Raw genomic sequence first — 11,773 nt, 5'->3', positions numbered from 1 at the left:
GCTCATGCCCCCCGCTCGGTGGGCTGCGCCGCCCAGAAGCCCGGCTTGTTCGGGCAGTAGCTGCGGATCACCAGTACATCGTCCACGGCGCGGAACATCAGCGCCTGCTCGTAGGTGACGACCGTGGCGCTAGTGTCATCGCCAATCTGGCCCAGGTACCAGCCGCCGAGAATCTGCCGGGCCAGCCACTGCTGGCGCTCGTTCCAGCTGTCCGGGGCGTCGCCCAGGCGCTCGAGCAGCTCGGCCAGGCTCTGCTTGAGCGCAGTGTCGCGCTGCGCCAGGGCCTGGAACAGGCGCTGGCCGATGCGCGGGTCGAGGTTGCTGCGCCCGGTGAGGCGCTGGGACAGGGTCATGAAACCTTCCAGCTCCTGCTCGGCCTGGGGCGTCAGCGCGGCCCAGGTGCGCGCGGCGGGGCTGAGCAGCACACTGCCGAGGGCGGCGCTGGCGCAGGCCACCGCCAGCAGGCGGCGACGTGAAAGGGGGAAGGCGGGCAGCTGTGCCTCGGACATGACGACCTCTCTTGCAACAGGCGAACGGTTGGGGAGCGCGGTCTGTCGCCGCTTGAATCGGGTATTGGTCGGCCAGGGTGGCGATACCTTGCCCAGCCCCTTAGTATTGCCGCTTGTTCAGATTCTGCCGGGCGATTGGTTCTGCCGGCGGCCCACCCAGGAGCCGCGCCGCAGAGCCTCACCGACCGGCTTTTGGGTGAAACCGCAGCGATGAAACAGTACCTCGACCTCATGCGCCACGTGCGCGAACATGGCACCTTCAAGAGCGATCGCACCGGCACCGGCACCTACAGCGTGTTCGGCCACCAGATGCGCTTCGACCTCGCCGAAGGCTTCCCGCTGGTGACCACCAAGAAGTGCCACCTCAAATCGATCGTCCATGAGCTGCTGTGGTTCCTCAAAGGTTCGACCAACATCGCCTACCTGAAGGAAAACGGCGTCTCGATCTGGGACGAATGGGCCGACGAGAACGGCGACCTGGGCCCGGTCTACGGCTACCAGTGGCGCTCCTGGCCGGCGCCGGACGGCCGCCACATCGACCAGATCGCCAACCTGATGCAGATGCTGAAGAACAACCCGGACTCGCGCCGCCTGATCGTCTCCGCGTGGAACCCCGCGCTGATCGACGAGATGGCCCTGCCGCCCTGCCACGCGCTGTTCCAGTTCTATGTCGCCGACGGCAAGCTCAGCTGCCAGCTGTACCAGCGCTCGGCCGACATCTTCCTCGGCGTGCCCTTCAACATCGCCAGCTATGCGCTGCTGACCCTGATGGTCGCGCAGGTTGCCGGGCTGCAGCCCGGAGAATTCATCTGGACCGGCGGCGACTGCCACCTGTACGCCAACCACCTGGAGCAGACCGACCTGCAGCTGACCCGCCAGCCGCTGCCGCTGCCTACCATGAAGATCAACCCCGAAGTGAAGGACCTGTTCGACTTCCGCTTCGAGGACTTCGAACTGGTCGGCTACGAAGCCCACCCGCACATCAAGGCACCGGTCGCTGTCTGACCTGTCCTCGACGAAGCAAAGGCCGGCGCAATGCCGGCCTTTTTCGTTTCTGCGGGGCTGATTGCGTAGGAGCGGACAAAGTCCGCTCCTACGCTCCTGGGTGAAACGTACCTTTCCATTCATCTGGTGAATGACTGTTTCGCCTGGCGGTACGGGGTTCCATGAAGCCGCATCGCATTGCTATGCTGCCCCGGCTGGCCGCCAAGCAGCGGCCTACGGATTTTCCGCAGTACAACGACAAGACCGGGGACCGTCATGCAGCCTTTCAGCTTCGCCACCACGGCGCAGATCCTCTGCGAAAGTGGTTCCGCCGCCCGCCTGGGTGAGCTCTGCCGCGAGCGCGGCGCCCAGCGCGTGCTCATCGTCACCGACCCCGGCATCACCCGCCTGAACATGCTCGACGGTGTGCTGCCGGGCTTCGCCGCGGCCGGCGTGGCGGTGGAAGTGTTCGACCAGGTGCTGGCCGACCCGCCGGAAAGCATCGTGCTGGAAGCCTCTGACCAGGCGCGTCGAATGGCCGCGCAGCTGGTGGTCGGCTTCGGCGGCGGCAGTTCGATGGATGTCGCCAAGCTGGTCGCGCTGCTGGCCCACCCGCTGGCGACACAAGGCCTGAAGGATGTCTTCGGGGTCGGCAACGCCCGCGGCCCGCGCCTGCCGCTGATCCAGGTGCCGACCACCGCCGGCACCGGCTCGGAAGTGACACCCATCGCCATCGTCACCACCGGCGAGACCACCAAGATGGGCGTGGTCAGCCCGCACCTGCTGCCGGACCTGGCCGTGCTCGACGCCGACCTCACCCTCGGCCTGCCGCCGGCGGTCACCGCCGCCACCGGCATCGACGCCATGGTCCACGCCATCGAGGCCTACACCAGCAAGCTGAAGAAGAACCCGCTGTCCGACCTGCTGGCCCGCGAGGCCCTGCGCCTGCTGGCGCTGAACCTCGACGAAGCCGTACACAACGGCCGCAACCGCGAGGCGCGCCAGGCCATGCTGCTGGGCGCTTGCCTGGCCGGCCAGGCCTTCGCCAACGCTCCGGTGGCCGCCGTGCACGCGCTGGCCTACCCGCTGGGCGGGCACTTCCACATTCCCCACGGCCTGAGCAATGCGCTGGTGCTGCCGGAGGTGATCCGCTTCAATGCGCCCAATGCCGGCCCGCTCTATGCCGAGCTGGCGCCGCTGCTGCTGGGCGAGCGCCTGCGCAGCGATGCCGACCGCACCGAGCAGTTCATCGCCGAACTGGCCGACCTCAGCCCGCGCAGCGGCCTGCCGTCGCGCCTGCGTGATGCCGGTGTGCCGGAAGGCAGCCTGCCGCGCCTGGCCGCCGATGCGATGTTGCAGCAGCGCCTGCTGGTGAATAATCCCCGCGAAGTCAGCGAGAGCGACGCGCTGGCCATCTACCGAGCCGCCTTCTGAGAACCCGATGAGCGAACAGCACCCCAGCCGCGCCGACTACGCGCACTTCCAGCCGATCACCACCCGCTGGCACGACAACGACATCTACGGCCACGTGAACAACGTGACCTACTACGGCTTCTTCGACACGGCGGTGAACACCTACCTGATCGAGCGCGGCGGCCTGGATATCCACGACGGCGACGTGGTGGGCTTCGTGGTCAGTTCGAGCTGCGACTACTTCGCGCCGGTGGCCTTCCCCGAGCGCATCGAGGTCGGCCTGCGGGTCGGCAAGCTGGGCAACAGCTCGGTGCAGTACGAACTGGCGATCTTCCGCGAGGGCGATGAGCTGGCCTGTGCGGCGGGCAAGTTCGTGCATGTCTTCGTGGATCGGGCGAGCAACCGGCCGGTGTCGATTCCGGCGCCGCTGCGCGAGGCGATGGAAGTGCTGGTGCGCGGCTGACCTGCTCTTCGTAGGAGCGAGCNNGCTCGCGAACGGATTTCCCGGCAGCTCTCGATGCAGGGATTGTTCGCGAGCAAGCTCGCTCCTACAGCGGTTGCGTCACCAGCCCATCGGATAATGCTCGATCCGGCATGGCCGGCTGTTGCCGTCGCCCTTGCAGACGCCGTCCAGGTACTGGTAGCGCATCCACACCCGTTGCCCGGCCGAAGGCCAGTGCTGGCGCGGAATGCGGCTCTGCCAGTCGGCGCTTTCCGGTTCGAAGGCGATGACCTCGCCCGGGCTCGGGCACTCGGTGCCCGCCGAGCGCGGCTTGGATGACGCGACCCGGCCTTCCAGGCCGCGCACGGGCAGCTTCAGTGCTCCGGTGATCTCCACTTCCAGCTGGCAGACCTGCCAGTCCCCGGCGTGCGCGGTCTGCGCGGCGCAAAACGTCAGCAGCAGTCCGGCGGCAGCAAGAGCTTTCACGAGTAACTCCTTGTCGGCAGTGATCCCTCCCCGGCAAGCCTATACCAGTCTCGCGGGATGACTCGGGGGGCTTGTCCCGGGTGTCACGTCCGGCCTATGCTGGCCGCCGGTCGGCAGTTCACCCAGGCGTCGCCGCCTCCGTATGGAGAGCGCTAAACCTGCCGCGCGGTTCCCCGCACTTTTGACGATCCGACACACTTTCCCAGTGCCGCATCGGAATACGGCGACCCCCGATAACCTCCTGCGCGAGGTCTTGGCACGCAACGAGGATTGCACTGTGTCCAGGCAACGCTTGCCCTACCACGCCCCCGACATCTCCGCCCTGGCGAAATCGCTGGCGCGCCAGCTCGACGAATCGCCCGAGCGCCCCGGTCATGTCGAAATGCTCAACCTGCTCGCCCGCGCGGTGGGCTTCCGCAACTACCAGGCGCTGCGCGCCAGCCACCAGGCCGAGACTCGGCTAGTGCGTGAAGCCGGGCCCGAGGCGGTGGTGGATTTCCGCCGCGTTGAGCAATGGCGGCGCTACTTCGACGACGCCGGCAGCCTGCAACGCTGGCCGAAGAAGCACAGCCACCGGGAGGCCTGTCTCTGGGTGCTGTGGTCGCGATTGCCGGCGCGGCAGCGCTGGAGCGAGAAGGAACTCAATGAACGGCTGCGCGCCCAGGAGTGTCTGGGCGACCACCTGCTGCTGCGAAGGGCACTGGTGGACGGCGGTTGGCTCGCACGCACCGAGGATGGCGGCGAGTACCGGCGTATCGAGCGGCGTCCACCGGCCGAGCTGGGCGCGCTGCTCTCGGTGTTGCCGTCGGCGGCCGGACTTCAGGCCTGAAACGAAAGAGCCCGCCGAAAGGCGGGCTCTTGCTTCAGCACGGCATCACTGATCGTTGTTGTCGTCGTGATGCTTGTGTTTGTGCTTGTAGTGGCCTTTGCCCTTGTTGTGGCTGTGGCCGCTGCTGTGGTGATCGTCGTCGTTGTTCTTGTCGGCCATGTGGTTACCCAGCGCGCCGCCGGCTGCACCACCCAGGCCCGCGCCGATGGCGCTGCCGGTGGAGCCGCCGACCTTGTTGCCGATGACCGAGCCGCCGGCCGCACCCAGGCCGCCACCGATGGCTGCCTCGGTCTTGTTGCCGTTCTTCGCGCCCATCGCGCCGCCAGCTGCACCGCCTACGCCAGCACCGATGGCCGCGCCGGTGGAGCCGCCCAGGGCGCCGCCGACCACGTTGCCGAGGGCGCCACCGACACCGCCACCAATGGCGGATTTGGTGTCGTCGGCCACGGCATGGCTGGCCAGCAGGGCCAGTGCCAGAACAGAAAGAGTCTTGCGCATGTTGCGAACCTGAATGTAGGAATTATCGGGAGAATTGTCCCGCACACAAAACAGCCGGGCAATCAGGCCCGGCTGTCAGTCGTCGTTTCCGTGGACTGATCGCGGTTGCTATGCCGCAAATCAATCCCAGTCGCGACGGTGGTGCTTGTGCTTGTACCAGCCACGGTGGCGACCGTTGTCGTGCCAGCGGCGATCGTAGTGACGATGGTCGTCATAGCGAGCGCGACGGTAGCCGCGGTAGTCGTCATCGTCGTCACGATTGTTGTCGGCGTAATGGTTGCCCAGTGCGCCGCCCGCGCCGCCGCCCAGGGCCGCGCCGATCAGGCCACCGGTGGTGCCGCCCATCTTGTTGCCGATCACCTGGCCGCCGGCTGCGCCCAGGCCGCCGCCGATGGCGGCTTCCGTCTTGTTGCCGTGGCGGGCACCGACCGCGCCACCGGCCGCACCGCCCAGACCACTACCAATGGCGGCGCCGGTGCTGCCACCGACCGACTGGCCGATGACCGAACCCAATACCCCGCCCAGGGCGCCACCGACGCCGGCACGGGTGTCGCCGTCCGCGAAGGCGGTGCCACCGACCAGCGCAAGAGACAACAGGAGCATCGAGGAGTACTTCATAGAGAGGATCTCTCTGTGGGGATGTTGGAAGCGATCCTCGGTTCGTGCGAAGGCTCTGACAAGGGGGTTCCGACGAGTAACACGACTTTCATCAAATATTGCAAGTATTTGATTTATGGTCAGAACTTTTTCGATTTTGGGCGGTCTGAGTATTATTCCAGGGTTCCATTTGTGGTGTGTTTTTCTCACAAATGGCCATTGAAATGATGGCTTTTCACGAAGAAAGCCCTGGTCCTTCCGAGTTTACCCTTCATCCCTTTCTGATGTGACGCCAATCCAACGAATTTTTCGCAGGGCGGCATTTTCCTGCGCGCACGAAATCCCCTTGCAGGAGTGGGCCATGACCGCGATCGCGCCCGTGGTGCACTCCAGCGAAAGACATTTCGGGACGTATGGCGAGACGGCGCCCCGGTTGGGGCGCCGAGGAAAGGCCGTCAAACGATCCGCAGACTCGGCCGCGCCTTCTCGAAGCGGATGGCGACGAACTTCGAAGTCGGCGTGTGGCTGCCCACGCCGTGGCTGTCCAGCGGCACCAGCGGGTTGGTTTCCGGGTAGTAGGCCGCGGCCTGGCCGGCGGGGATGTCGTAGGCCAGCAGGGTGAAGCCGCTGACGCGGCGGTCCACGCCATCGGACCAGAGCGACACCATGTCCACCTTCTCGCCGGGCTCGAAGCCCAGGCGGCGGATGTCGGCCTCGTTGGCGAATACCACTTCGCGATGGCCGCGTACGCCGCGGTAGCGGTCGTCCAGGCCATAGATGGTGGTGTTGTACTGATCGTGGGAGCGCAGCGTCTGCAGGATCAGGTGTGGCTCCTGGCCGGTTTCGCGGATCTTCGCGTGGACCAGGTCCGCCGGCAGTGGATGCGGGTGGAAATTGGCCTTGCCGCTGGCGGTGTTCCAGCGCCGCGAACCGGCCGAGTTGCCCAGGTGGAAGCCGCCGGGATTGGCCACGCGACGGTTGAAGTCGGTGAAGCCGGGAATGGTATCGGCGATCAGGTCGCGGATGCGGTCGTAGTTGGCGATCATCGCGTCCCAGTCCACCGGGTGGTTGCCCAGGGTGGCCTTGGCGATGCCGGCGATGATGGCGGGCTCGGAACGCATCAGCTTCGACGAGGGTTCCAGCTGGCCGAAGGAGGCGTGGATCATGCTGAAGGAGTCTTCCACGGTCACCGCCTGCGGGCCTTCGGCCTGGCGGTCGATGTCGGTGCGGCCCAGGCACGGCAGGATCAGCGCGTCACCGCCCACGGTGAGGTGGCTGCGGTTGAGCTTGGTGCTGATCTGCACGGTCAGCGCGCAGCTTTGCAGGGCGCTGTGGGTTCGGGGGCTGTCCGGGGTCGCCTGGGCGAAGTTGCCGCCCAGGCCGATGAACACCTTGGACTTGCCATCGAGCATGGCATTGATCGCCTCGACGGTATTGTGGCCGTTCTCGCGCGGCACCTTGAACTGGAAACGGCGCTCGATGGCGTCCAGCAACGCGACCGGAGGACGGTCGTTGATGCCCATGGTGCGGTCGCCCTGCACGTTGCTGTGGCCGCGCACCGGGCACAGGCCGGCGCCGGGGCGGCCGACGTTGCCGCGCAGCAGTTGCAGGCTGACCAGTTCCTGGATGGTCGGCACCGAGTGATGGTGCTGGGTGATGCCCATGGCCCAGCAGACGATCACCCGCTCGGCGCGGCGGTACATGATCGCGGCCTGCTCTATCTCCTCGAGGCTCAGGCCCGATTGCTGGACGATGTGATCCCAGCTGGTGTCGTCCACCACGGCCAGGTAGGCGTCGACCCCCTGGGTGTGTTCGGCGATGAAGGCGTGATCGAACACCGCCGGCTCGCCCTTGGCCTGGGCTTCGCGCTCCCATTGCAGGAGGAACTTGGCCATGCCGCGCACGGCCGCCATGTCGCCGCCCAGCGCCGGGCGGAAGAACGCGGTATTGAGCGGCTCGGAACCGTTGGTGAGCATTTCCAGCGCGTGCTGCGGGTGCTGGAAACGCTCCAGGCCGCGCTCCTTCAGTGGGTTGAAGGCCACCACCTGGGCGCCGCGCTTCACCGCCTCGCGCAGCGGTTCGAGCATGCGCGGGTGGTTGGTGCCGGGGTTCTGGCCGAAGACGAAGATCGCGTCGGCATGCTCGAAGTCGTCGAAGGTCACGCTGCCCTTGCCGACGCCGACGCTCTGGCCCAGGGCGACGCCGCTGGCCTCGTGGCACATGTTCGAGCAGTCGGGGAAGTTGTTGGTGCCGAAGGCGCGGACGAATAGCTGATAAAGGTACGCGGCCTCGTTGCTCGCCCGGCCCGAGGTATAGAACTCGGCCTGATCCGGGCTTTCCAGGGCATTCAGGTGCTTGGCGATCAGGGCGAAGGCATCGTCCCAGGCGATCGGCTGGTAGCGGTCGGTGGCCGGGTCGTAGCGCATCGGATCGGTCAGGCGGCCCTGGTACTCGAGCCAGTAGTCGCTCTGCTCGCGCAGCGAACTGACGCTGTGGCGGGCGAAGAAGGCCGGGTCGACGCGGCGCTTGGTGGCTTCCCAGTTCACTGCCTTGGCGCCGTTCTCGCAGAATTTCACCCGGCCGTCTTCCGGGGAATCGCCCCAGGCGCAGCCGGGGCAGTCGAAGCCGCCGTTCTGGTTGGTCTTGAGCAGGGCGCGCAGGTTCTTGAACGGCTGCTTGCTGTCCAGCCAGAAGCGCGTGACGCTGATGAGCGCGCCCCAACCGGCGGCTGCGCCCTTGTAGGGTTGGTAGCGGGGATTCTCTTGCTGCAGGCTCATGGGGTCTCTTTATCTTCGAAAGCGGGCGTTCAGGCGGCTGGCGGAGCCGGGCTGTAGATGCGCGGCGCGCTGCGGTGCGGCAGGTGGATGAGGTTCAGGTTGTGCTCGCGGGCCCACTGCACGGTGAGTGCTGTCGGCGCGGAGAGGCTGACCAGGGTCGACAGTCCGGCACGGACGGCCTTGTGGATAAGTTCCAGGCTGCAGCGGCTGGTCACCACGGCGAACCCGCCGGCCAGGTCCAGGCGCTGGCGCTTGAGGGCACCGATCAGCTTGTCGAGGGCGTTATGGCGGCCGATGTCCTCGCGGCACAGGCGAATATCGCCGGCGGCATCGACGAACAGCGCGGCGTGAAGGGCGCCACTGCGGCGGCCGATCTCCTGCACGGCGTTGACCCGTTCACGCAGGTGTTCGAAGTGCGCGGCGGGCGGCAGCGCTGCCTGCGGCAGCACCGGCAAGCCGGGCAGCGCCTGGTCCAGCGCCTCGACGCCGCACAGGCCGCAGCCGGTATTGCCGGCCAGTTGTCGGCGCTGGTCCTTGAGGGCCCAGAAGGCGCGATTGCTGACTTGCAGTTCGGCGGCAATGGCATCGCCGTGGGGCGTCAGGCGCACGTCATAGATGTCGTCGATGGAATCGATGAGGCCGGCGCCGAGGCTGAAACCGTAGACGAAGTCTTCCAGGTCGTTCGGCGAGACCATCATGACGGCCTGGCTGAGCCCGTTGTAGGCAATCGCCAGGGCGATTTCCCCGGCCAGCACGGCGCGGCCGGCATCGCCCTCGGGAGTGAGTTCGGCGTAGCTGTAGCCGTCGGCAGGCACGACGGCATCCCGGACCGCGGCGCTGGCCGGGCGGGTGATCAGGCAAGGCATGGGCTGAGCCCTGTGGTTCTAGTAATGCGACCAGCCTATGCCTATGCCGGGGCAGCGTCTAATGGCTGCTGTCGATGTTGTGATAGACGCGGTTTATCGGTCGGCGGATCGCTGCCCAGCAGAGCGGCCGCTTCGCGGAAGCAGGCCTCGGCCAGCGCCGAGCGTGGTTCACTGCGGCGCAGGATCAGGCCCAGCGGCGACAGCGTGCGCGCGTCCTCTATCGGGGTGAGGACGAAGTGTTCGCCCTGGGTGTCCAGCCCGCTGCCCAGCGGCATGATCGCGCAACACAGTCCACGCTCCACGGCCTGCACCAGCTGGTGCACGGCATCGGTTTCCAGGCGTGCCTGGGGCGTCAGGCCGCGGCTGCGGAATCCGTGGTCGATGGATTGACGGAAGTGCATGCCAGCCGAGAGCAGGCCCAGTGGCAGCTCCGCCAGGGCATCCCAGCTCAGGGTCGGGCTGTCGATCCGGAAGTGCCGGCGGTCGTGCAGCAGGCCCATACGCGTGGCGGCTAGTTCGAGGCTTTCGAAATGCTCGCGGTCGAGGCGATCCAGGTACGACAGGCCGAGGTCCAGCTGGTTGCGGCCGAGGCCTTCGAGGATGTTTTCCGAGCTCAGGGCGAACAGCTGGAAACGCAACTCCGGGTGGCGCTGGGCGAACAGCTCGATCAGGCGCATGGGGTCGAACCCCGCCAGTGGCACCACGCCCAGGCGCAGGGTGCCGACCAGTTGGCCGCGACAGGCCGCCGCTTCTGCGTAGAGCCCGTCATGCGCTGCCAGCAGGCTCCGGGCCCAGGCGAGTACGCGCTCGCCGGCCTCGGTGAAACCCTCGAAGCGCTGTCCACGGCGCACCAGTTCCAGGCCGAGCTCTTCCTCCAGGCCGCGCACGCGCATCGACAGCGTTGGCTGGGTGACATGGCAGCGCGCCGCGGCCTGGCCGAAGTGCCGCGTCTCGTCCAGCGCGCAGAGGAATTTCAGCTGCTTGATGTCCATCGGCGGGAGGGCTCCGGGGGCGTTCTGTCGGGTTATGGCGGGATTGGGAGTATTCCGTCAGGCGCTGCGGAAGTCGGCGACTAGACTCCAGGGGCGCGCGGTCTGCCCAATGCCGGCCGCCTGTCACTGTAACCGTAGGGAGGTTGGAAATGGGCATTTTTGCGTTCGTGAAGGAAGCCGGCGAGAAGCTGTGGGAAAGCATTGTGGGCCAGGAGGCGCAGGCCGCCGAATCGCTCAAGGACCACATCGCCAAGGTTGGCCTGGGCAACCCGAATATCCAGGTCAGCGTCGAGGGCGACAAGGTGATCGCCACCGGTGAAGTGGCCAGCCAGGAAGAGAAGGAGAAGATCCTGCTGGCGCTGGGCAACGTCGCGGGCGTGTCGGGTGTGGAAGACCACATCACCGTCGCCACGCCGGCTGCCGAGGCGCGTTTCGTCACCGTGAAGAAGGGCGACACGCTCAGTGCCATCGCCAAGGCGGAGTACGGCAACGCCAACCTCTACAACAAGATTTTCGAGGCGAACAAGCCGATGCTCAGCCATCCGGACAAGATCTATCCCGGCCAGGTGCTGCGGATTCCGGAATGATGTCCCCGAGCCCGGCCCAGTGCCGGGCTCGTTGTTTCTGCGCCCCTCACAAGCCTTCGAGCAGCGCCCGGTAGTCTTCCTGGGCTGCGAATTCCTCGGTGTCCTTCGGCCCCTGGCGGCTGTCGGGCTGGCGTACCGCAAGCAGATGGCCGATGCCGAAGGTCCGTGCCGCGCGCAGGATCGGCAGGCTGTCGTCAATGAACAGGCTGCGCGCCGGGTCGAAGTCGACGTCCGCATGCAGCGCCTGCCAGAACTGCTGGTCTTCCTTGGGGAAGCCGTAGTCGTGGGAGCTGATCAACCGATCGAGCCAGGGCGACAGCTCCACTCGCTGCATCTTCAGCGACAGCGAATCGCGGTGGGCGTTGGTGATCAGCACCGTGCGCCTGCCGTGCTCGCGCAGTTGCGCAAGGAAAAAGTCGGCGTCCGGACGCAGGGCGATCAGGTGGGCGACCTCGCGCTTGAGGTCCATGATCGACAGCTTGAGCTCGCGGCTCCAGAAATCCAGGCAATACCAGTTGAGCAGCCCGGCGTTGTCGCGGAACAGCGGCAGCAGTTCGGCATCGGCTTGGGCGCGGCTGATGCCATGGTGCTCGGCGTACCGTTGCGGCAGGTGTTCGAGCCAGAAGTGGTTGTCGAAATGCAGATCGAGCAGGGTGCCGTCCATGTCGAGCAGGACGGTGTCGATCTGGTTCCAGGGCAGGCGTGGCATGCTGGGCTTTCGCAAAAGGGTGTCGCAATTGCGCCGTCGGCGGACGGAATCGGCGCGATATCTGACACGGAGAATCGGAAAAGG

General features: G+C 66.5%; 13 protein-coding genes. 5 read left to right on the top strand and 8 right to left on the bottom strand.

Going from position 1 to position 11,773, the window contains the following annotated elements; genetic code table 11:
* Positions 1 to 2: 2 nt before the first annotated feature.
* On the bottom strand, positions 3 to 509 hold the full coding sequence (locus UB43_RS16705) for a sugar dehydrogenase complex small subunit (protein WP_045213095.1): 507 nt from the start codon (positions 507 to 509) through the stop codon (positions 3 to 5).
* Positions 510 to 719: 210 nt separating this feature from the next.
* On the opposite strand from UB43_RS16705, the gene UB43_RS16700 reads away from it, so the two are divergent.
* The 3 genes from UB43_RS16700 (at position 720) to UB43_RS16690 (ending at position 3,369) form a co-directional block, all read left to right on the top strand.
* Positions 720 to 1,514, top strand: coding sequence for a thymidylate synthase (locus tag UB43_RS16700; RefSeq protein ID WP_045213093.1), 795 nt, complete (start codon positions 720 to 722; stop codon positions 1,512 to 1,514).
* A gap of 255 nt (positions 1,515 to 1,769) precedes the next feature.
* Positions 1,770 to 2,927 (top strand): iron-containing alcohol dehydrogenase, encoded by a 1,158-nt coding sequence (locus tag UB43_RS16695; protein WP_045213090.1) that lies wholly within the window; start codon positions 1,770 to 1,772, stop codon positions 2,925 to 2,927.
* A 7-nt stretch (positions 2,928 to 2,934) separates the two neighbouring features.
* Positions 2,935 to 3,369: a thioesterase family protein gene (locus UB43_RS16690; RefSeq protein WP_045213088.1), complete on the top strand. Its 435-nt coding sequence runs from the start codon at positions 2,935 to 2,937 to the stop codon at positions 3,367 to 3,369.
* 99 nt (positions 3,370 to 3,468) lie between these two features.
* Here UB43_RS16690 and UB43_RS16685 read toward each other — a convergent pair whose 3' ends face one another.
* Positions 3,469 to 3,834 (bottom strand): hypothetical protein, encoded by a 366-nt coding sequence (locus UB43_RS16685; protein ID WP_052969555.1) that lies wholly within the window; start codon positions 3,832 to 3,834, stop codon positions 3,469 to 3,471.
* Between the two features lie 277 nt (positions 3,835 to 4,111).
* Here UB43_RS16685 and UB43_RS16680 point away from each other — a divergent pair, with 277 nt between their 5' ends.
* Positions 4,112 to 4,663, top strand: coding sequence for a DUF2087 domain-containing protein (locus UB43_RS16680; protein ID WP_045213085.1), 552 nt, complete (start codon positions 4,112 to 4,114; stop codon positions 4,661 to 4,663).
* Between the two features lie 45 nt (positions 4,664 to 4,708).
* Here the strand turns inward: UB43_RS16680 and UB43_RS16675 are convergent, their stop codons facing one another.
* From UB43_RS16675 to UB43_RS16655, 5 genes are all read right to left on the bottom strand, one after another.
* Complete coding sequence (locus tag UB43_RS16675) at positions 4,709 to 5,161, bottom strand: glycine zipper domain-containing protein (protein ID WP_045213084.1); 453 nt, start codon at positions 5,159 to 5,161, stop codon at positions 4,709 to 4,711.
* A gap of 120 nt (positions 5,162 to 5,281) precedes the next feature.
* Positions 5,282 to 5,779, bottom strand: coding sequence for a hypothetical protein (locus UB43_RS16670; protein ID WP_045213083.1), 498 nt, complete (start codon positions 5,777 to 5,779; stop codon positions 5,282 to 5,284).
* Between the two features lie 434 nt (positions 5,780 to 6,213).
* Positions 6,214 to 8,535: an FdhF/YdeP family oxidoreductase gene (locus UB43_RS16665; RefSeq protein WP_045213081.1), complete on the bottom strand. Its 2,322-nt coding sequence runs from the start codon at positions 8,533 to 8,535 to the stop codon at positions 6,214 to 6,216.
* Between the two features lie 29 nt (positions 8,536 to 8,564).
* Entirely contained in the window at positions 8,565 to 9,401 is an 837-nt protein-coding gene (gene fdhD / locus UB43_RS16660) for a formate dehydrogenase accessory sulfurtransferase FdhD (RefSeq protein WP_045213079.1), read from the bottom strand.
* 41 nt (positions 9,402 to 9,442) lie between these two features.
* Positions 9,443 to 10,393, bottom strand: coding sequence for a LysR family transcriptional regulator (locus UB43_RS16655; protein ID WP_045213078.1), 951 nt, complete (start codon positions 10,391 to 10,393; stop codon positions 9,443 to 9,445).
* 149 nt (positions 10,394 to 10,542) lie between these two features.
* On the opposite strand from UB43_RS16655, the gene lysM reads away from it, so the two are divergent.
* Positions 10,543 to 10,980: a peptidoglycan-binding protein LysM gene (gene lysM / locus UB43_RS16650; protein ID WP_037018714.1), complete on the top strand. Its 438-nt coding sequence runs from the start codon at positions 10,543 to 10,545 to the stop codon at positions 10,978 to 10,980.
* Positions 10,981 to 11,026: 46 nt separating this feature from the next.
* Here lysM and yrfG read toward each other — a convergent pair whose 3' ends face one another.
* Positions 11,027 to 11,689, bottom strand: coding sequence for a GMP/IMP nucleotidase (gene yrfG, locus UB43_RS16645; RefSeq protein WP_045213075.1), 663 nt, complete (start codon positions 11,687 to 11,689; stop codon positions 11,027 to 11,029).
* Positions 11,690 to 11,773: the final 84 nt, after the last annotated feature.

This window comes from Pseudomonas sp. 21 (assembly GCF_000955805.1).
GTDB lineage: Bacteria > Pseudomonadota > Gammaproteobacteria > Pseudomonadales > Pseudomonadaceae > Pseudomonas.
The sequence above is the reverse complement of the archived record's forward strand: the minus strand, read 5'-3'. Positions and strand labels throughout refer to the sequence as shown.